General features: G+C 49.8%; 18 protein-coding genes. 6 read left to right on the top strand and 12 right to left on the bottom strand.

The annotated features are described in order from the left end of the window. Window positions 1–46 precede the first annotated feature (46 nt). The 3 genes from ACYX4J_RS19785 to ACYX4J_RS19775 form a co-directional block, all read right to left on the bottom strand. The gene (locus ACYX4J_RS19785; RefSeq protein WP_475711052.1) at window positions 47–487 is read right to left on the bottom strand and encodes a nuclear transport factor 2-like protein; all 441 of its coding nucleotides are present in this window, start codon (window positions 485–487) and stop codon (window positions 47–49) included. 175 nt (window positions 488–662) lie between these two features. After that, the gene (locus ACYX4J_RS19780) at window positions 663–2,570 is read right to left on the bottom strand and encodes a multicopper oxidase family protein (RefSeq protein WP_476177377.1); all 1,908 of its coding nucleotides are present in this window, start codon (window positions 2,568–2,570) and stop codon (window positions 663–665) included. A gap of 117 nt (window positions 2,571–2,687) precedes the next feature. Next, window positions 2,688–3,602, bottom strand: coding sequence for an SDR family NAD(P)-dependent oxidoreductase (locus tag ACYX4J_RS19775; protein ID WP_476177376.1), 915 nt, complete (start codon window positions 3,600–3,602; stop codon window positions 2,688–2,690). 209 nt (window positions 3,603–3,811) lie between these two features. Here ACYX4J_RS19775 and ACYX4J_RS19770 point away from each other — a divergent pair, with 209 nt between their 5' ends. The 3 genes from ACYX4J_RS19770 (at window position 3,812) to ACYX4J_RS19760 (ending at window position 5,539) form a co-directional block, all read left to right on the top strand. Beyond that, a complete protein-coding gene (locus ACYX4J_RS19770; protein ID WP_476177375.1) occupies window positions 3,812–4,243 on the top strand; it encodes a DUF4345 domain-containing protein in 432 nt (143 codons plus the stop codon). A gap of 58 nt (window positions 4,244–4,301) precedes the next feature. Beyond that, window positions 4,302–4,604 carry a DUF1330 domain-containing protein gene (locus ACYX4J_RS19765; protein ID WP_444906562.1) on the top strand — a complete coding sequence of 101 codons (303 nt, stop codon included), beginning with the start codon at window positions 4,302–4,304 and terminating at the stop codon, window positions 4,602–4,604. An 80-nt stretch (window positions 4,605–4,684) separates the two neighbouring features. Then, complete coding sequence (locus tag ACYX4J_RS19760; RefSeq protein ID WP_413664174.1) at window positions 4,685–5,539, top strand: AraC family transcriptional regulator; 855 nt, start codon at window positions 4,685–4,687, stop codon at window positions 5,537–5,539. Window positions 5,540–5,566: 27 nt separating this feature from the next. Here the strand turns inward: ACYX4J_RS19760 and ACYX4J_RS19755 are convergent, their stop codons facing one another. The 3 genes from ACYX4J_RS19755 to ACYX4J_RS19745 all read right to left on the bottom strand — a co-directional run bounded on the left by ACYX4J_RS19755 (window position 5,567) and on the right by ACYX4J_RS19745 (window position 7,674). After that, window positions 5,567–6,166, bottom strand: a complete 600-nt coding sequence (locus ACYX4J_RS19755) for a DUF1287 domain-containing protein (protein ID WP_476177374.1) — start codon at window positions 6,164–6,166, stop codon at window positions 5,567–5,569. A gap of 47 nt (window positions 6,167–6,213) precedes the next feature. Further along, entirely contained in the window at window positions 6,214–7,152 is a 939-nt protein-coding gene (locus ACYX4J_RS19750; protein ID WP_476177373.1) for an NADP-dependent oxidoreductase, read from the bottom strand. A 135-nt stretch (window positions 7,153–7,287) separates the two neighbouring features. Then, complete coding sequence (locus ACYX4J_RS19745) at window positions 7,288–7,674, bottom strand: hypothetical protein (protein WP_282934530.1); 387 nt, start codon at window positions 7,672–7,674, stop codon at window positions 7,288–7,290. Window positions 7,675–8,354: 680 nt separating this feature from the next. On the opposite strand from ACYX4J_RS19745, the gene ACYX4J_RS19740 reads away from it, so the two are divergent. Beyond that, complete coding sequence (locus tag ACYX4J_RS19740; RefSeq protein ID WP_476177372.1) at window positions 8,355–9,599, top strand: DUF945 family protein; 1,245 nt, start codon at window positions 8,355–8,357, stop codon at window positions 9,597–9,599. Between the two features lie 59 nt (window positions 9,600–9,658). On the opposite strand, the gene ppc is transcribed toward ACYX4J_RS19740, so the two are convergent. The 5 genes from ppc to alaE all read right to left on the bottom strand — a co-directional run bounded on the left by ppc (window position 9,659) and on the right by alaE (window position 16,114). Next, on the bottom strand, window positions 9,659–12,322 hold the full coding sequence (gene ppc, locus ACYX4J_RS19735; RefSeq protein WP_476177371.1) for a phosphoenolpyruvate carboxylase: 2,664 nt from the start codon (window positions 12,320–12,322) through the stop codon (window positions 9,659–9,661). A gap of 282 nt (window positions 12,323–12,604) precedes the next feature. Further along, window positions 12,605–12,958 (bottom strand): DUF4870 family protein, encoded by a 354-nt coding sequence (locus ACYX4J_RS19730; protein ID WP_444906559.1) that lies wholly within the window; start codon window positions 12,956–12,958, stop codon window positions 12,605–12,607. Window positions 12,959–13,126: 168 nt separating this feature from the next. Continuing rightward, the gene (locus tag ACYX4J_RS19725; protein WP_476177370.1) at window positions 13,127–14,500 is read right to left on the bottom strand and encodes a response regulator; all 1,374 of its coding nucleotides are present in this window, start codon (window positions 14,498–14,500) and stop codon (window positions 13,127–13,129) included. Window positions 14,501–14,874: 374 nt separating this feature from the next. After that, window positions 14,875–15,576 (bottom strand): aspartate/glutamate racemase family protein, encoded by a 702-nt coding sequence (locus ACYX4J_RS19720; protein ID WP_476177369.1) that lies wholly within the window; start codon window positions 15,574–15,576, stop codon window positions 14,875–14,877. Between the two features lie 40 nt (window positions 15,577–15,616). Next, window positions 15,617–16,114 carry an L-alanine exporter AlaE gene (gene alaE / locus ACYX4J_RS19715; RefSeq protein ID WP_444895361.1) on the bottom strand — a complete coding sequence of 166 codons (498 nt, stop codon included), beginning with the start codon at window positions 16,112–16,114 and terminating at the stop codon, window positions 15,617–15,619. Window positions 16,115–16,356: 242 nt separating this feature from the next. On the opposite strand from alaE, the gene ACYX4J_RS19710 reads away from it, so the two are divergent. Further along, window positions 16,357–16,902 carry a PadR family transcriptional regulator gene (locus ACYX4J_RS19710; RefSeq protein ID WP_413664186.1) on the top strand — a complete coding sequence of 182 codons (546 nt, stop codon included), beginning with the start codon at window positions 16,357–16,359 and terminating at the stop codon, window positions 16,900–16,902. Between the two features lie 96 nt (window positions 16,903–16,998). Beyond that, window positions 16,999–17,487 (top strand): DUF1203 domain-containing protein, encoded by a 489-nt coding sequence (locus ACYX4J_RS19705; RefSeq protein WP_476177368.1) that lies wholly within the window; start codon window positions 16,999–17,001, stop codon window positions 17,485–17,487. Between the two features lie 135 nt (window positions 17,488–17,622). Here the strand turns inward: ACYX4J_RS19705 and ACYX4J_RS19700 are convergent, their stop codons facing one another. Further along, on the bottom strand, window positions 17,623–18,768 hold the full coding sequence (locus ACYX4J_RS19700) for a beta-ketoacyl-ACP synthase III (protein ID WP_476177367.1): 1,146 nt from the start codon (window positions 18,766–18,768) through the stop codon (window positions 17,623–17,625). Window positions 18,769–18,792: the final 24 nt, after the last annotated feature.

Below are 18,792 nucleotides of genomic sequence, written 5' to 3'. Positions count from 1 at the left end.
TGAGAGACATGTATAGAGCTCTATAATCAAACATTTCATTAAATTCCTATTTCCAGTATTCAATAATCCTAGAAATCTGATCACCCTCAAATTCAAATACTGTTAAGTGGTTAGAGGTAACGCCTTGATAGGTTTGTTGCCGCTCAAGTGAGACTGCTTTGTAACCAGCGATGATTGATATAATTTTATATCTAGCGCCAGTCATTTGATATTCTCCCTCCTTTAAATACTTTATGGAGTTGTTGTATAGGTGCTCTCTGGTGTAGGTGCCGCCATAAACTTCATGGATATAGATAAAGTCGTCTGTGTAGTGAGAAAATAGTTTGTCGATATCTTCGACTGTCGATCCCTTCATCAGCATTTTGTTTTGTAGCTCATTGATAAGGACAGCTTTTTTCTTCAATTTTTCCTTTGTTAATTCCGGTATTTCAGTGGCAATTGCCCCTGATGCCAGTGTAAAAAATAATAATATTATTAGTTTTTTCATCGTAATTACTTATTTTGTACAGATCAATTCCGAGTTATTGTTGGTTTTCTTGGATGATTGTAACCATTGATAATGTTGTTTGGTTCTATTCTTTTTCTTGCTGTCTTATTTATTGTTCGGCTTATCGATTAGTTTTTAGGTGTTTACTCTTTATCTGAGATTAGAGGTTAATAGATTACTGGTTGTTTATTGGCTTTGGCGCCAACACCCTAAACGGCCTCATCATATCGTAATCCTCATGGGAGAGTAGATGGCAGTGCCATACATAGAGACCTTCGCGGTCAAAGCGCGCAATTACCCGGGTTACTTGGCCGGGTAGGGCAATCACCGTATCCTTAGGGCCGCTTTCTTCTGGCTGTGGTGGCAGGGGTTTTCCCAGTAGGGATTCAATTTCCAGTCGTGCTCCCTGAAATGTCTTATTGGTATGCATGAATTTCTGCGGCTTGGGGATCAGTTTGCCTCTAAACGGCTGGCGGTCAAGCACCTGGAATTCAACCAGATGAATATGGATAGGGTGAGCCGATACTGTAGGGTTGTATATCTCCCATATTTCCACGGCGTTATGTTGGATTATTTCTGTAGTAGGGTCTTCAAAAAATAGGGAGCCCTCCTTTACTGGACCTAACATGAGCAGATTGCGGCCGTAGGGATCGTCCAACCGGTAGGTGGCAAGTTGTCGTGTACGGCTGGCTTGGTTAAGCCTATTAAGTGGGGCGCGCAAGGGAGTATTTAGGCTGAGTTTTAAATCTCCAATGGAATTTTTAATCTCTGATTTCTGCTTATTAGAAGGGGTCTTTATCGGTGTTGAAGCAATATGGAATTGTAGGATCTGGCCTGTAGTATTTGGATCGGTAGCTGGTGTGATGCCGCCGCGCCCATCGCTTAATACGTGTTTACCATCCGGGTTATAGACAAGTGGAATTGAACTCTTTGGATCATTGGCCTCTACAAATCCTTTAAAAGGGACATCCGGCCCAAAGTTCCGCAGTGTCAGTTCACGCTCTTCATAACCACTGAAATCTACTAAAACATCTGCTCGCTCTGCGGGTGCCAATATCAACTCGTTCAATTTTACAGGGTAATCGAGAAATCCGCCGTCACCGCCGACTTGTACAAAGGGTGTATTTTCATCGATCCTGAGTATCAGTGTGCGGGTATCAGATGCGTTGAGTAACCGAAATCGATAGACGTGTGGAGTGACACTGACTTTGGGCCAGGTCATGCCGTTTACCAGAATAATATTGCCAAAAGATTCGTCGAGATGGGACGGATTGGGCCAATTGGCCTTAACCACCTCATGGGAAACCGGTGATGGAGGCTGGTCCCTCCAGCCAGGAAAATACAGCTGCCCATCGGAGCTAAACAAGCTGTCTGTAATAGCGGCTACAAAAGTGCGCTCTTCTGCAGGGAGCAGCTTCTCCTGTATCAGGCGGTCTTCATTGTCATCGCCAACCAGGTAAAAACCGAATAGACCTGCATAAACATTAAGGCGCGTCATGCCCAGGGTGTGGTCGTGATACCAGATAGTGGCGGCATCCTGGGAGTTGTCGTATTCGTAAATCCTTTTCTCAAATAATGGTCCCGTCTCACGATAATTGCGGGTGTACCAAGCGAGGGGATTGCCGTCACTTTTCCACTCTGTATGCCCGCCGTGAAGGTGGATAACCATAGGTACAGCTTTTGGATCTTTTACGTCGGCGAGGTGAATGGATCGATCCACAGGAAATAGATGCGGACCCGGTAGCTCATTGGCCCAGTTTACAAATACCGGTTGGCCTTCTCGGGCGCGAATAGTAGGGCCAGGAGAGTGGATGCGACCTGCATATTCAAAACCCCAGGCGTTAGTCATTATGCGTTTGCCATCCTTATCCTGTAGCCCCATCCAAATTTGAGTGGGGCGGGCGGGTAGCTTAATCGGGGCTGAGCCCTGGGGGCGGATTTCTACGGGTATCGGCAGTTCATTGACGAACTTATCCACAGTTGCTGGATCCAGCAGCCGCAGGGGAGTGGCTTTAGCTACATCTTCAGCAGCAGTCAGGGCAAGGGGAATTAACAACAGCAGGGAAAAGATTACCCGAAACATTGGCTGTTTTTAGCAGTAAGTAGTTAACAGTCAAGTATAGGTAAACAAGCGGTATCGGTGGCGTTAACTTGGGGGCAGGGAAGGGTGTACAGGGCCCTTCCCTGATGCGACCCTTCATTAGATAAAGCGATTGATCGCCGTTTTGGCATTGTCTTGATAGGTAGGATTGTCCAGGTCCGGGAAAAGCTTCCACTGTTCACCAAGAGGTCCAGTCAATCCGCGTTCACTGCCGTAAAAAATACCTGTGCGGAAGGATCTTGTATCCAGTAGGGCATCGATATAGCGCTTGGCTCCTATTTCTACTTTGTGGACTTTGCCAAGTAGCAGCATAATCTGCATCATGCCTTTCATCATATATTGCTTGAATAACGACAGTGTATTGAAGCCCTCTGTGCCTACCGTAGCCCCGGGACTCATGGTTACGAAGCGGATATGGGGGAATTCCCGCGCCATGGAAGACATCCATAGGGCGCCCATATACTTTATCGGACCATAGGGTACCGTAGCGTCTTTGGTACTGGCATAGAGCTTTCCTTCACAGATCTGCATAAATTCCTCCACAGAGGCGCTTTTCAGGTCTGGTCGCTTCATACCCATCTCTTCTACGCCGCGAGCGGCCTCGGAGCCGGCATAGATAGCAGTCTGGGTTAATTTATTGGCTTTCAGTAACTCGTTAGTCAGTAGAGCATGCCCAAGCAGGTTGACGGCGAAAATTTGTGTGACTCCTTCGGGGGTCTTGTTGTAAAACTCTTTCCCCCCGGTACCGCCAGCATTCATAACCAGCGCATCAACTGGGGAGCCTAGGTTGTTAACTGCCTCTTTCACGGATTGTTGATCCGCGACATCGATCAGCAATACTTCGAAGATATTCCTGCCTGTTTCCGACACCAGCTCGGCCTGGGCTTCCTTGGCTTTGTGCAGATTGCGGCAGCCGAGATAGATCTTGTTAATCTGCTGGTATTCCGCCAGTTGCTTGGCGCATTCCCTGCCTAAGCCTGCATTCGCTCCGGTAATCAAAACACTCTTAATCATCTTTCTGTCTCTGTGGATATTGGGAACTGGTGCCCGGATATGGATATACCCGGCTGTTGGAGAGAAAGATAAGCGGTTAATCGCCTCGTCTTTTGACATTTCTTGCCGTCTTAGTGGGATACCAAGACCGCAAGAAATATCAAAAATAGGGCCTTACTGGCCAATATGATTAGGTCATCACTCCAAATACGGCAAACTAAGGTGACACTATGAATCAGGCGAGTTCTATAGAAAGAAAAATTTTCCAATTGTTAGTGGTAGCGCTAGCGGTGATCTGTTTTGTACCCGGTGGTATCAGTGCATTTGGAGGGCTGAATGGCAGTGCTGCTCTGAGTGGTGGTGCTATGATTTTTGGCCCGGATAGCCCCTTGAGAGGATTTGGGGATAATCAATATCGATTTGCCTTTGGTGTTTTCTTTGCCCAGGGGTTGGTTCTACTGTATTTCCTGAGCAATATCGAAAAACATAAAGCATTGTTTTACTTCGTGGCTTTATCCCTCTTTATTGGCGGTCTGGGCCGCTTAAGCAATATTCTGGAATTTGGATTGGTGGATGATCAGGTCTTACCCCCTACGATTATTGAGCTTGCGATAGTTCCACTTCTGGTTTTTTGGCATAGGCGAGTAGCCTCTCAAGGTTAGTCATTAGAAGCTATTAGTTAAGCAACTAAAAGTTATTTACGCTTAAGAGGTTATTGCTTTGTTACCAGTATTTTTACATATAGAGTCTTCACCAAACCTGAAAGAATCGCAGGCATTTGATCAGTATATAGGTCTGGCACCGCAATTAATGCAACAGTATGGAGGAGTGCCTATTGCCTCTTATGATGTGGAAGAGGTCTTGGACGGAGGTCGGTCACCAAAGGCATTTGTTGTGGTATCTTTTCCGGATCGGGAGGCGATCTATGCATTCTTTAATGATCCAGCCTACCAGGCAATTATTCCTTTGAGGCACAAGGCATTTACCCATTTACGCTTTTTTATCACTAGTGAGCGAATTTGATTTAAAGGCAAGCTAATGCGGGAAGGTGTTGCTCGAAAATCTCACCGTCCCAACGTAAACAGGCAGTAAAGGAGCCTCTCATGCAGCGATTTTTTAAAAGTATCAACTTCGTAGAGCAGCATCTATACGACAAAATTTCTGTTCATGAAATTGCCGCGGCCTCTCATTACTCAACCTATCACTTCAGTCGTATTTTTAAAGCATTAGTGGGGGACTCACCGAAAGAGTACTTGCGTAAGCGCCGATTGACCGTCGCCGCAAAGAGGTTGTTGAGTGAAGATATTGGTATTCTTGAGCTTGCCATGGAGTGCCAATTTGATTCCCAAGAAGCCTTCACTCGCGCGTTTAAAGCTTTATTTAATGTAACCCCGGCGCAGTATCGAAAGCAGCAGGATCCTTTCCGGTTGCTATATAAAGATCAATTTAGCCCTCATATGCTGCACTTTTTGCAAAATGAGCTATCCATGGAGCCACAAATTATTTCTCGGCCTGCGATGCAATTGGTGGGGGTAGCGCAGGAATATGATCATGAAAATCTCAGCTTGCCAAAGCTCTGGTCTGCATTTCGGCCCTACAGGGATAAAATCCCCAATCGTATCAGCGATGAATCTTTTGGTATTTATGAGTGTTATGAGGAAGCGGGTGATGAAATTCAGTTTAAGTATGTCTGCTGTGCGCCGGTTGCCGACCTGACTCAGGTACCCGAGGGTATGGTGGCGCGGGAACTACCGGAGCAGCTATATGCAAAATTTGTTCACCGTGGATCTATTACGACCCTGGAACAGACATTGAAGTATATTTGGGGAAGCTGGTTGCCAAAGTCCAATTACGACTATATTGAGAGGCCAGACTTTGAGCTGTACCCACCCAGATATCAGGTTACCAGCCCGACAGCGGAAATGTTTCTCCATATCCCGGTCAAAGAAAGGCCGTAATCGCTTGGCAATAGCGTAGTTTTTTCGCTACTCAATCTTTTCGGTTGCTTGGCCGGCGTTGTATCGGTAATGCCCGGTAATTTTAAAGGAAAACAACATATCTTCCAGCACGGGTCCAGCCCCGATATTGTGTGCGACCAAGTACCGGTTGGTTTTTTGAGAGCGTTTCGCAGTCACAATACCGATATGCGGTAAATTACCGGGCAGCATCCAGGTAACGATGTCCCCCGGTAGATAATCCTCTGCCTTGTCACTTATTGAGAGTGATTGCCCTTTGCGAGTAAAAAAAGCCTGTAGATTGGGTACTCGCCGGTGATCAATATTTTTATCTGGCCTGGAAAGTCCCCATATGCGTTTAGACGGGTAGGCTTGAAAATGGCCCGATATATCCTCGTGAACTTCTTTTTGCAAATCGATCCCCAGCTTCCTATATGATCGAATCACTACATCGGTACAAACACCGGTATCAGCCGGCACATCTCCATTTGGATAGGGAATAGACACATAAGCAGGATCGTAGCGTACCTTATGATAGGTTCGCTCCAGAGCAGCTTCGGCCAAAGTTATATTTTGTGCATAACTAGTGGCAGAAATCAGGGTACCCAAAAATAGAAATATCCGTTTCACTAGGGCTCCAGTTTTTTTGAGTCTAGGCTGAAATCCTATACTATCGTTTATTTACCCTGCAACACATCAATAACTATTTTACCTTTGGCTCTTCCCTTATTTAGGTAGTCGATTGCGGCTTGAGTTTCATGTATGGGGTAGACCCGATCAATAACAGGTTTCAAAAATCCTTTCTCAAGTAATGAAGCAAGTTCTGCGAGAGTAGTGCCACTTGGCCATGAATAGACTAGTTGGAGGCGCTGCCTCATCTTTTCAATTAAGGTATCTGACCCTTTAGCTTTGACGGAGACTGATACTAATAGACCATGTTTGTTAAGAACTTTGGCAGACCTTTCTAATACTTCTCCGCCTAAAGAGTCGAGTACAAGGTCATAATCCTTGAGTAATTCCTCAAATTTTTCGGTTTTATAATTGATAACAGTGTCGGCACCGAGTCGTTTGACTAATGTAAAGTTGGCATCACTGGTGGTTGTGGCTACGAAGGCGCCAATATATTTGGCTATTTGTATAGCGATAGTACCGACTCCGCCGGAGCCGGCGTGGATAAGAACTCTTTGCCCTTTCTGTAATTTTCCCACTTCAATGAGAGATTGCCAGGCTGTTAAACCCACGAGAGGGAAAGCGGCACACTCATTGTTGGAAAGATTGCAGGGGCGGATAGCTGCGTCCATTGCTTTGATTGAAGTGTATTCGGCAATCGTACCCGCTTGATTTGTATCGGGGCGTGCAAATATCAGATCGCCAATTTTAAAATTTCTGACAGCGCTGCCAATTTCTACTACTTTCCCAGCAACATCGTACCCGACAATATGCGGCATTTTTACAGGCATTACATTTTGTAAAGCCCCCGATATTGCCCAGTTATCGAGGGGGTTGATACTGGCCGATTGTACCTTTACTAAAATACTATTTTTATCCGGTGAAGGTTTAGGCATCTCTGCAATTTCGATGGGGCTGCCATAAGACCTGATAATAGCGGCTTGCATATTTCACAGCTCTAAAATTAGAGGATTGATAGCTTTAGTGTGTTGAAAGACTTGTTAGTTTAGTAACTGTACAAAAATAACGATTGAAAAAAGGGGCCCGAAGGCCCCTTGTAGCAGTAAATATAGCCACAATGGCTAGCGCAAGTTACTGATACAGCGGTTATATTCGCGAATATAAATCTTACCACCTACCGCAGGGTTAGCATTTGCCATATCTGCAGCGGCATTCATACAGCCTTCTACCTGGTCTCTAGTCAGACCCCAAGTTTGGGGGCGAGGTTGTGAGCCGCGGATATACATATCCCGGGGATTCTCATAACTACGAATAGAGGTGGGGGGCTGTACTCTGTAGAAATAACGGCCCTGCTCATTAAAGGCATAGAAAGTATTACCACTTTGATAATAAGTCTTGCCGAGAATTTGCACGGGTTCAGCGTTGGATGGGAGGCGCGTCATGCGGTCATCTGCATAACTGAAACCTGCGAGAGAACACAAGAGCACCATTGAAACAAGATATCGCATAACGTCTTCTCCTTCTCCTAGTTTGGCCACAAGTCTACTCAAACTGGGGGAGTGTCCCAACGTGCGGTAATGGAAGTTTCGGTTGTTGTAAAGGTATCTTTTAAGATCCGATCGAGATAACGGTTATGAATTCAATAATTATTTTTTACATGAATAGGTAAAAAACAAAAAATTTCCTAGATAGCGGTTTTCTTATAGTAATCAGGACCTTTATTTTGTTGAGGTATTTGTAAGAAAGCTAAATCGTGGAGATAAGAATCTGGGTTAGATTGAAATACAAGAAAAATAGATTGTTACCTACCATTTTAAATTGCTCTGATTAAGGGGAAGTTAAAGGGTGGTTTAAAAAATTACATTGTTGTTTAAAACTGTCAACGAGCCATAAAGTTACTCAGGCGTGCCACAGGAGATCAAGAGACTTGTGAGCTGATCTCCAGCATAATGGTCAATTTCAATTTATGGCCGCTTACAAACCCCTCTTCTTAGGCTTGATCAGAGCTTTTGAAATATAGATTTACTAATTTACAAGCCGAGATTCTGCTCTTTAGAAATGGGTCGTAGGTCCTTATGCCGTGGTTGATGAATGTTCAGCACTCGTACCAAGTAACGAGGCTCTTGTCGCACTAATAGCTGCATAATCTGATACCATCGGCGCAAACCCCTTCGCTAGATGATTTTTTATGAAACTACTGCGTTCACTTCTATTTATTGTGCTTGCCCTAATGGTGATATCTGCGCTGGCTGCGCCGGGTTTTATCGGCCCCAAAGTAGAGGAAATTTGGAAGCAGCAGTTGGGCCGCTTGCAGGGGGGGAATTCCACGGGTTACGAACGCGGATGGTTTGGTGCTGAAACCAATACTGAAGTGGCATTGCCGGATGGCACTACCCAGCTCAATACAGAGATCCATCATGGGCCGGTGTTGCTTACCTCTAAGGGGCCGCGCCTGGGTGTGGTTTATACCGAGACCCGGCTGGAGCTGGATCAACTACAGCCTGAATTGCGCGCTCAATTGGAGTCCATTTATGGCGCTTTACAGGCGAGTCCGGTAGTTCTGGAGACCCTGGTTACCGCCGACAACCGGGTGCTGAATACCCTCCGCTTAGACCCTTTCAAAAATACTGGCCCACTCGGGGAGCTGGAGTTTGACGGTGGGGAGATTGCCGTATCTACGGATTACACCGGAGCTGTGCTGAACGGTGTCGTGGAGCTGGGAAGCTTGCGCCATATTCGCGAAGGTATCGAAGTACTGTTTACCGAGCCCCTTGAAGGCGAGTTTGAATATATGCCCGGCGAGGGCGGTAATGCGGAGCTGCGCTTGTCGTTGCTGAGGGCAGAATCAGATTCCGGGCCGGTTCAATTGCGCGATGTTACCCTGGACCTGACCTTGGAAGAATTGGCGGCACAGACCCTGAAAGTTATCAGTGACCTGAAGCTCCCCACCGTGGACTCGGCAACACCGATTACCTCTGTGCGCCAGCAGATGACTTTGCCGAGAATTAAGACTGCGGATCTGGGGCACTACCTGCGCGTATTGTTGCCGGCCCCTGAGCGGAATTGGGCCCGTGAAATGAGCCGCCCGCTGCGCCTGGAGCAACAGCTGGCGATTCAATCTCGCAATGGCCCGGTGTTAGTAGATGCTGATATCGATTGGCGGGGTATGCGCAAATCCTCCCGCCGAGGTGCCAGTGAGATCGATCAGTGGCTCAAACCGCTGGTAGGTAGTATGACCGTTAGCGCTGCAGAGCAGGCGCTCTTGCAGTCCCCCCTGGTAGGTCAGGCAATGCTTCTGCGAGATTATGGCCTGCTGATCGAAGACAAGGGTGAGCTGCAAATGTACCTCAAGGTCAATCGTGGCCAGTTGGAGGTGAATGGAGAGCAGTTGCCGGCAGACCTGTTCGTGATGGCACTTACCGGCAGGTTCTGATTGCTTGGGGGCCTGCTATTGTGAAAAGAGCAGGCCTCAAATCCCTGTATCAGGGTCTTTTAACCCGTATTGCGCATGCCCGCTGCAATCCCCGCGATAGTGACCATCAGCGCACTTTCCAATACTGCATCACTTTCCCGTTCGCGCAAACGTGCCATCAGCTCGGCCTGCAATAGGTGCAAGGGGTCAGTGTAGGGATCGCGCACGCGGATGGACCAGCGCATTACGGGATTGTTGTCCAACAAGCTCTCCCGCCCGGTAAGCTGTTTTAGGGCCTCTACGGTGTGAGCCAGTCGCTCTCTCAAACTGACACCCAGTTGGATTAGGTCTGCATCCTGGGTGAGTCGTTCTTCGTACCAGGAGGCAACGCGGGGATCGGCCTTGGCCAGTACCATTTCTAGCATATCCACAACGCCTTGGAAAAAGGGCCACTGACGGCTCATATCCCGCAGAATATCGGTTTCATCTGCGTGCTTAAGGGCATTCTCCAAGGCGGCGCCAGTGCCCAGCCAGGCCGGTAACATCAGTCGTATCTGGGTCCAGGCAAACACCCACGGAATCGCCCGCAGTGATTCGACACCGCCACCGGGTTTACGCCTTGCCGGGCGACTGCCCAGGGCCAGGCGGCTCAGCTCGGTTTCCGGGGTGACAGTGCGCAAGTAAGCCACCAGGGCTGGGTCATCCTGCACGACTTCCCGATAGTTGCCGACGGAGACTTCCGTGAGCCGGTCCATCTCCGCGCGCCACTCCGAACGCGGCTCTGCCGGGGGCATCAGTGTCGCCTCCAGAGTTGCGGCGACATACTGCTCCAGGTTGTAGGCGGCTACAGAGGGACGGCCGTATTTGAAGCGAATCATTTCTCCCTGTTCGGTAACGCGAATACGCCCGGCTATTGATCCCGGTGGTTGCGACAGCAGGGCCATACGAGTAGGCGAGCCGCCCCGGGATATGGAGCCGCCCCGGCCGTGAAACAGAGTTAGGGGGATACCGTGGTTGCGGAATATTCCGGTGAGAGCTTCCTGTGTGCGGTACTGTGCCCAGGCGGCGCCCAGGAAGCCAGCATCCTTGGCGGAGTCCGAGTAGCCGATCATCACTTCCTGGCCATCGAGCACACGCTGCTTGTAGAGGGGGATATTCAGCAGGGTACTCATAGTGGTAGCTGCACCATCAAGATCGTCGAGGGTTTCAAACAGGGGAACCACTCGCATTGGCACCAGCACCCCGGCAATTTTTTGCAGCAGCATTACAGCGAGAACATCGGAAGGTGTGGTCGCCATTGAGATAACGTAGGCACCTAATCCCTCGGGACCCTGTTCGGCAATGACCTTGCAGGTCTGTAAGACTTCACTTACCTCTTCGTCACAGAAATCACTGCGGTAAAAGCTCTCGTCCACCAGTGGGCGGCGGCTGTCCAGCTCAGAGACCAGGAACTCCTGCTTCTCCTCTTCGCTCCAACTGCTGTAATTGCCCATACCCAGGTAGCGGGTAATGGCATCCAGGGTGTCAGCGTGGCGGGTGGATTCCTGTCGTATATCCAAACGCAATAGAGTGATGCCGAAGCAGTTGAGTCGCCTCAGGGTATCTTTAAGTTGGCCATCGGCGATGGCTGAGAGGCCCACAGCGCGCAGGGAGCGGTCGATCAGTCGCAGCTCGTCGGCCAGCTGCTCGCTGCTGGTAAACGCGAGGCCAGAAGGCTCTGCGCGTCGACCAATGCGGGCCTCCATTTTTTCCCGGGTTATTTTGAGACGGTCGCGAACCTGGCGCAGCACCAGGCGATAGGGCTCGTGGCTGGGGCCAGTGCGCTGTAATAGTTCTTCGCTGGCGCGATGCATGGACAAATCTGCGAGCAGGTTTTCCACATCGCGCAGATAGAGGTCGGCGGCCATCCAGCGGGCTAGGTGCAGGACTTCCCGGGTGACGCTGGCGGTGACATTGGGGTTGCCGTCCCGATCTCCCCCCATCCAAGAGGCAAAGTGGATGGGAACCCAATCAACCGGTAATGGGGGCAGCTTGGCCAGGGCCAATTCACTGTCTATTTCCCGCATGCTTCTGGGAACTGCCTGCCACAGGGATTGTTCGATGGTGGCAAAGCCCCACCTGGCTTCATCAACCGGGGTGGGCCTGGAGCGGCGGATCTCGTCGGTGCTCCAGGCAGAAAGAATCTGCTCTTGAAGGTGGCGACGTAAATCCTGGGATTCTTCTGGGGTCAGGTCGGGCCTGTCCAGTGTGTTGAGTAGGTCTGCAACTCGATCGTATTTGCGAATTAGGGTACGGCGTGTCACTTCGGTGGGATGAGCGGTTAGGACCAGTTCTACGGATAACTCTTTAAGTGTCCCGTGGATTTCCTCGGGAGACTTACCCGCTTTGCTTAGCTCTGCCAGTACCTGTCGCAGGCCGCGGTCTGTATCGGGATCTCCGGGAAAGCGCTGGTGCTGGCGGTGCAGTCTCTCGCGATGGCGCTGTTCGGCAATATTGGCAAGGTTTAGAAACTGGCTGAATGCCCGGGCAACTTCCAATAGGGTCGCATCATCCAGGGGGTCGAGTAGCTCTCGCAAGTGATCGGCCTGCATCGCCCCTTTGCTGCGGCTTTCAACGGCCGCCTGACGAATATTCTCAACGGTATCAAATAGTGGCTCGCCAACTTGGTTTCGCAATACTGCGCCGAGCTCTTCACCCAGCAGGCGTACATCTTCCCGCAAGGGGGCATTCTGGTCCTGGTTCACGAATCTATTTCTCCCTGTTAACAACGCGGTGAAAGTCAATCGGATAGGCATATTCGCACACTTTGTGATGAAGCATGCAATGTTGCAGCTGCAACTTCTGGCGAATAAGGGCTTGAGAAAGTAAATGAGGAAAAGTTGGTACAGCCTTTTGGCTAGTCAATCTGCTTTTGTCTTTTACGAGGTGTGAAAGTCGGTAATTTCAGTCAGGGAATCTTGGATTCATTTCTTACTGAGAAGTAGATGGGTCCAAGATACTGGGCCCATCTAATAGAATATTTGCCATTAATAAGCTGGGCGCCGGTCAACAAGTGTCAGCCAGCCGCGAATAACCCGATAGATTACCCATACCCAGTTAATTGCCAGAATCAGGTAGCCCAGCCCCAGTACCCAAATGGTTAGGGAGCCAACAATGGTCCACAGCAGCCAAAACCAGAAGGTGCGAATCTGCCAGCGGAAATGGGACTCGGCCAGGGTGCCGCGAACATCGCTGCGCTTAAAGTAGTTGATTAATACCCCGATAAAAAATGGTACTGCGGTAAATAAGCTGATCGCCTGGATCAGGTAAACCATGATGGCCAGGTCGCGCCCACTTTGTTCTCGGGCTTCCTGACTGCGTTCGGGATACTGCTCTGACATAACTTGTTCTCTCTACTATTCACTCCAATATAGTGTGGTGCAAATAGTGCATTTCAACTTAGCTGCGCTGGGATGTGTTATTTGCGCGGTGGATTGCAGACGCCTTTTCCGCCCCATTATTTCCCAGTAAGAGTACTGTGGCTCGAAATCGGAGCACAGTAGGGTAGTCTATTTTAATGCCCACTCAGTGTGAACATTGCGCTCGCGCCAGGCCTTTAGCTGGCGCACAGATTCGCGCATAAGCTGTAAAAGCTCTGTGCGCTGTTGGCGACAATGTTCTCTTTCACTATCGATAGAGAGGTTTGCGGCCAGGGTACGCAAGCGAGAAGCTATTGTTTCGAGGCCGACCTCAATAGCTGAGCGAGCCAGTCTTTGTGCCTGCTGTTCTGCATCAAGCCAGTGGCGTCCAGTAATAGCGCTGGTTAATGACGTTATTTGTTTTGGCAGGGTAGCGGTGCGCTCGCTGAGTAATTCGGCAAACGTATGGTGGTCCAATGTATCCCGCAGGCGAAATAGGGTATTGGTATTCAGCAGTCGAGTGGGCTTTGCTCCCTGGGGGCCTGCAATGCCCTGGCTTCGGCGAACAGCCCAGCTCAATAATTGCATCAGCTGTCGGTCGCCGATCGGGTGGGTCAATACCCCGGTAAAGCCTCTGGCCTGGTAGCGCTCCTTATCGCCAGAGCTGGCATTTTGTAAAAGGGCAAAAATAGGTAGTTCAGCACCTCTCTCCCTGCGGATTTCCCGCACTGCTTCAACGCCATCCATCAACGGAAGATGGGTATCTGCCAAAATAAGATCGAAGTTTTTTTGCAGTGCAGCGCTGCTACCATCGATCCCATTGCACTCCCGCTGTACGTTATGGCCCATGGTTTCCAGGGTGGGTTGAAGGGAGTCATGCTTACTGTTTTCAACGAGTAAAACAGAGAGCTGTTTGCCGGGCGCACGATGGCTTTCAGTGGGGAGTTTTAATTCTACTGTCTCAACATTACCGCACTGATGTAAGTTCTCCAGGGATTTAAGGGCGCTGTTTAATTGTCTTTTCCCGATTTCTACCAGGGCGCGCGTATTGTTGTCTTCGCTGCGAGCTAATAAATTCAAAGTGCCGAGAAGTGTATCCAGCGGATGCTGTAAATGGTGCCGGGTTATGGTGAGGAGATCAGATTTCTCCTGGCGCAATTGTTCCAGCTCACTGAGAGCATCAGCAAGTTGTTTTTCCAGTGCGATAAATTCGCTGTTACGACTGTGTACCTGTTGGAAAAGATTGCTATTTTCCTTGCTCAAATTTTTAAGCCGGGCATTGGTATCGAGGGTTAATTGGCGTAATTTAACTTGCCTATTTATTGCAAACGCACAAATTAGCAGTAGAAGCACAGCAGGTATTCCCATCCAAAAGAGCGGGACCTGACTTTTTAGTGTGGTAATAACATCGGCCTGTGCAGTACTCGATAAAAATACCGAACCCGAGACCAATAGGCCGAGGCATATGGCACGCAAGAATACGCGACGAGAGGGAATTCCCCCAGACAAAGTGGTTTCTATCATCCTTGTAACCAACGTTATTTAAATTGGACTAAATCCTGCAGTCCAAAAAGGTTTTAATACGACTTGTTGTAATGGATACCCAGGCACATCGGAGATTTTTGATACTGCAATAAGCCCGCTTTTGGTACAAGAAAAATTTTACTTCTGCTGTGGGGGCAGCAGAGGCGCTTCAGTGAACGTACCAATAGAGAAGTAGCCCGCCAGCCCCGTCTGCCCTGCCCTTGGATCGGGTAGCCGGGTTGTTGGCAGGGAGTTAATCCACAGATTGCATCTGATTACATAGAGGGATCTAGCAGCAATTTACTAGGTTGAATGGGTAGTTTAGCGACAGCTTCAGAACAAATTACGCCGGAGCTGTCGCGAGGAAATAGTATTCAGGCAGCCTGGGGAATGCGCTCTTGCAGCAATTGCAACATACGCTCTGAGGGAAGGAAAAGGCGAATGCCATCGCAGTGTGCGAGCAGTTCCCGATAAAAATAATCGAAATGGGTGCAGCCCAAAATCAGGATCTGTACGCCGCTTTTCACCAGTGCCGCGACCAAGTCATCAAGGGCATGTTGGCGAACAATCATTTCTGCGGCGAGGCCGTCCTCGATATCTTCCACAATTTGCAAGTTGCCAATACCGATGACTTTGGCGGTTGTATTGCGCTCGAGTATTTCCCGCTCGATATTGGCGCAGCTCTGGCAGTTGGCGGCCAGCAGTCCAAAGTTGCGATAGCGCTGGGTAAGCTCAGCGTAGACCTCGAGAGGGGATACCACCTCAATGGGGGAGGCAGCTTTTACCGCCGTCATATCCACAGCACCGGAAAGTGAGTTGCAATAGATCATGGCCGCTTCTGCACCGGCCTGGTACAGCTGCTCAATGGCTTCGATCAATTGTTGGGTAAGGGCGTCGCGCTCCAGCGCCTGCAATTGAGTCTGGGCCTGGGGAGAGGAAGATAGGGACAGGCCCACGCCACGAAGTTGGCGCGCGGCGAGGAAGTTCAATCCGAAGCGGGTATCTGTGGGGGTGCCGGCGACCACGCCAACGGTCATGGAACTGTTTTCAATGGCGTTATCGGTCAACACAGTCATGTTCCTCTCTCGTAATGCCTAATCGAGTATCGGTGACCCCTCAGGCAGCGCGTTTGCTCCACAGGGGGACAAGCGTATTAATCCACACTCGGCGCACCCAGTCGAGATAAATTCCGTAGGGGCGGCCAAGAGCTCCCGCGATGAGCATAAAAGTAATACTGGCGGTGGCAATTTCGTCCCAGCTGGCCCCACCGAGGCGCATATTGGCCATATATAGCGGGAACTGGAAGCTGAGGAATACAAAGGTGTCTACCAGATAGGCATTGATAAAGCCGCCACCCCCAAAACGGTTCACAATCCAGTTGCGATACATACTGAATGGACGGGCGATAAGGGTATTGAATACCAGGGCCATCAGGCGAACTTTCAGGTGTTCGTTCCAACTCATACCCGCCAGAATCAGCTCGATGGGGATCGCTACAGCCCAAGAGAAGCTATTCATGGCGAAGATGTCCAGCATAAAGTCCCAGCGGCGCGCACCAGATGCCTTTTCATCTGGGGCATCTGGACTGGATGGGGATAGTGCGGGCGCGGACATTGGGCAAACAACCTCGTAGACAGTGGCCGCCTAAACGACTTTGGCGACAGACCGGCGATTATATCTACAATTTGCATAAAAGCTAGCCTTACATCTCGACTGATAGTTTCTAACGATACATTTGTCCTATTTTTTAATTATTTATTAATCTAATTATCTTGTTGTGAAAATCTGGCAGCTGGTCACGAATGGCTGGCACCGGTTAATATGCAACTCTTTGCATAAGATGAGTTGGAGTTTTCATGTCCCTGCGCTTTGCCGTTCTCACCTTGCTGGATATTGAGCCCGGCAGTGGTTATGACCTTAAGCGGCGCTTTGAGCGCAGCGTCTCCCACTTCTGGAGTGCCAGCCATCAACAAATGTATCGCGAGCTGCACAAGTTACATGAGGAGGGCCTGCTGGACTGTGAGGAGCAAGCCCAAGAAGGCAAGCCGGACAAGAAGGTCTATAGCCTCACGGATCTAGGTCGCGCCGAGCTGCGTGACTGGGTTACTCAGCCCAGTGCGCCGCAGAAGATTCGCGAGCCTTTCCTGGTGCGTATGTTCGCCGGTCACAACCTGAGCAAGGATGAAATGCGAGATGCTCTGGAGGCCCAACTGCGCCAACATCGCAGCTCTCTGGAAAGTTACCAGGAGCAAAATGAGCGGGTATTAAAGAGTGATACAGCGCTCCAGGAGCGCTACTGGTTGGCACATCAAACCCTGCTTTTGGGGATTGAGGCGGAAAAGACCTGGATTAGTTGGGCGGAAGGTCTGCTGAGTGAGCTTGAAGAGTCCGTAAAAAAATAACCGCTACTCGCTTGGAATGACGTGCCCGAATCTGGCCAGCGATGCCGTTTGGTGTTCAGTAACCTCGCTCTTTTAGCAAGTGGGGTGACCTTAGCCATGACTTTTACCGTAACACCTATCCGCGAAGATTTTTTAGAAAAGGTTCGTCAAGCAGGTCTAGATGATCTAGGGCAGCCGGTACGGCAGCTGAGCGCCAAGGGCGGTGAGCCATGTCGTGATGTGCGACGGCGCGCACGGCCGGGGGAGAAAATCCTCCTGGCGAGCTACTGCCCTTTCTCTTTTGCCGGTCCTTATCGGGAATACGGGCCTGTATTTGTACTGGCGCAGCCGGGGCCGGAACAAGACTTCAGAGCACAGAACAGCTTCCCCCCGCTAAATAATAATGCGGAAGATTATTTCAAGAGTGGTGTGCCACTAGTGCTTCGCGCCTATAGCGCTGAAGAGCATATCGTGTCTGCGAAATTGGTGGGTCCCGAACAAATAAAAACAGAAGTGAGTGAATATTTTATGCAGGGTGAGATTGATTTCGCTCTGCTGCGCTTCGCTGCTTATGGTTGCTACGCGCTGCGGCTGGATCGCGCATAGTTTTAATAGATATTTGTGAAGGCCAGGTCGCCGGTTAATAAAATCCTGATGTCAGTGGTAGTGAGAACCACGGGTCTTTTTGGTGGTTGTTTCGGAGTTCAGTATTTATTCCCGAACTCCGAAAATATTTCAAAATTAAATGGAGATTTTTTCCAATACCAAGCTGCCAATAGAATAGCCTGCGCCAAAGGAACAGATAATTCCCCGGTCGCCGACCTGCAAGTCATCGCTGTGCAAATTAAACGCGATAACTGAACCGGCACTTGCCGTGTTGGCGTAGCGGTCCAGAACGATGGGCGCGCGTTCAACGCTTGCATTGTCACCCATTAGCTTCTTGGCGATCAGGTTGTTCATATTGATATTGGCCTGATGGAGCCAGTAGCGGCGCACGCTGTGAGGATCGGTGTCCGTCTCTTGCAGATGGGCTTCAATATGAGATGCCGCCATGGGGCAAACTTCTTTAAATACCTTTCGGCCATTCTGGCGGAACAACTTACCGGGACCAAAAGGGTCCACATCGGCGGCGCGAGCGGTGTAGCCAAAGTTCGAACGGATATTGTTGGAGAAAACGGTTTTCGCTTTGGTGCCGAGAATTTCCCAGGCGCTTTCGACAGTACAGGTTTCTCTGCGCTCGATAATGCTGGCTACGGCTACATCGCCAAAGATAAAGTGGCTGTCTCGGTCGGTGTAATCCACTTGTGGTGAGGCCAGCTCGGCATTGATGACCAGTACAGTTTTGGCTGAGCCTGAGCAGATCGCATCCACCGCACGCTGAAGTGAGAAGGTAGCTGAGGAGCAGGCTACTTCCATATCAAAGGCAAAACCATCGATACCCAGTGCACCTTGGATTTCAATAGCAATAGCGGGGTAGGCGCGCTGCATATAGGAGGCACCGACAATGACCAAATCAATGTCAGACGCCTGCTTATCGGCTTTCTCCAGGGCTAGTCTGGCGGCCTTTAAGCCCATTTCGGCTTGAACACTTAGCTCGTCATCTGCACGCTCGGGAATAAGGGGGCGCATGCGCTTCGGATCAAGGATGCCATCGCGAGTCACCACATAGCGGCTCTTGATGCCCGAGGCCTTCTCGATAAATTCTGCAGAAGAGAAAGGTTTTGCCGCGCGCTCACCGGCCTCAATCTCTTGAGCATGCTCAAGATTGTACTGCTCGGCATGGGTGTTATAGGCATCTACCAACTCTTCATTGCTAATAGATTCCGGTGGGGTCCACAGGCCTGTGCCGCTGATGACAATGCCCCGTGGCAACTTGTATTCACTCATCGCTGAATTCCTGGCCCGCGACAA

The sequence above is a fragment of the Microbulbifer sp. ABM4_008 genome, from assembly GCF_056311705.1.
The sequence above is the reverse complement of the archived record's forward strand: the minus strand, read 5'-3'. Positions and strand labels throughout refer to the sequence as shown.

Excerpts from the sequence above, each read along its gene's own strand:
- ACYX4J_RS19705 (WP_476177368.1), top strand. The coding sequence starts at position 16,999 with ATGACTTTTACCGTAACACCTATCCGCGAAGATTTTTTAGAAAAGGTT.
- ACYX4J_RS19700 (WP_476177367.1), bottom strand. The coding sequence starts at position 18,768 with ATGAGTGAATACAAGTTGCCACGGGGCATTGTCATCAGCGGCACAGGC.
- ACYX4J_RS19740 (WP_476177372.1), top strand. The coding sequence starts at position 8,355 with ATGAAACTACTGCGTTCACTTCTATTTATTGTGCTTGCCCTAATGGTG.
- ACYX4J_RS19720 (WP_476177369.1), bottom strand. The coding sequence starts at position 15,576 with ATGACTGTGTTGACCGATAACGCCATTGAAAACAGTTCCATGACCGTT.
- ACYX4J_RS19710 (WP_413664186.1), top strand. The coding sequence starts at position 16,357 with ATGTCCCTGCGCTTTGCCGTTCTCACCTTGCTGGATATTGAGCCCGGC.
- alaE (WP_444895361.1), bottom strand. The coding sequence starts at position 16,114 with ATGTCCGCGCCCGCACTATCCCCATCCAGTCCAGATGCCCCAGATGAA.
- ACYX4J_RS19760 (WP_413664174.1), top strand. The coding sequence starts at position 4,685 with ATGCAGCGATTTTTTAAAAGTATCAACTTCGTAGAGCAGCATCTATAC.
- ACYX4J_RS19780 (WP_476177377.1), bottom strand. The coding sequence starts at position 2,570 with ATGTTTCGGGTAATCTTTTCCCTGCTGTTGTTAATTCCCCTTGCCCTG.
- ACYX4J_RS19750 (WP_476177373.1), bottom strand. The coding sequence starts at position 7,152 with ATGCAAGCCGCTATTATCAGGTCTTATGGCAGCCCCATCGAAATTGCA.
- ACYX4J_RS19775 (WP_476177376.1), bottom strand. The coding sequence starts at position 3,602 with ATGATTAAGAGTGTTTTGATTACCGGAGCGAATGCAGGCTTAGGCAGG.
- ACYX4J_RS19770 (WP_476177375.1), top strand. The coding sequence starts at position 3,812 with ATGAATCAGGCGAGTTCTATAGAAAGAAAAATTTTCCAATTGTTAGTG.
- ACYX4J_RS19730 (WP_444906559.1), bottom strand. The coding sequence starts at position 12,958 with ATGTCAGAGCAGTATCCCGAACGCAGTCAGGAAGCCCGAGAACAAAGT.
- ACYX4J_RS19745 (WP_282934530.1), bottom strand. The coding sequence starts at position 7,674 with ATGCGATATCTTGTTTCAATGGTGCTCTTGTGTTCTCTCGCAGGTTTC.
- ACYX4J_RS19785 (WP_475711052.1), bottom strand. The coding sequence starts at position 487 with ATGAAAAAACTAATAATATTATTATTTTTTACACTGGCATCAGGGGCA.
- ACYX4J_RS19725 (WP_476177370.1), bottom strand. The coding sequence starts at position 14,500 with ATGATAGAAACCACTTTGTCTGGGGGAATTCCCTCTCGTCGCGTATTC.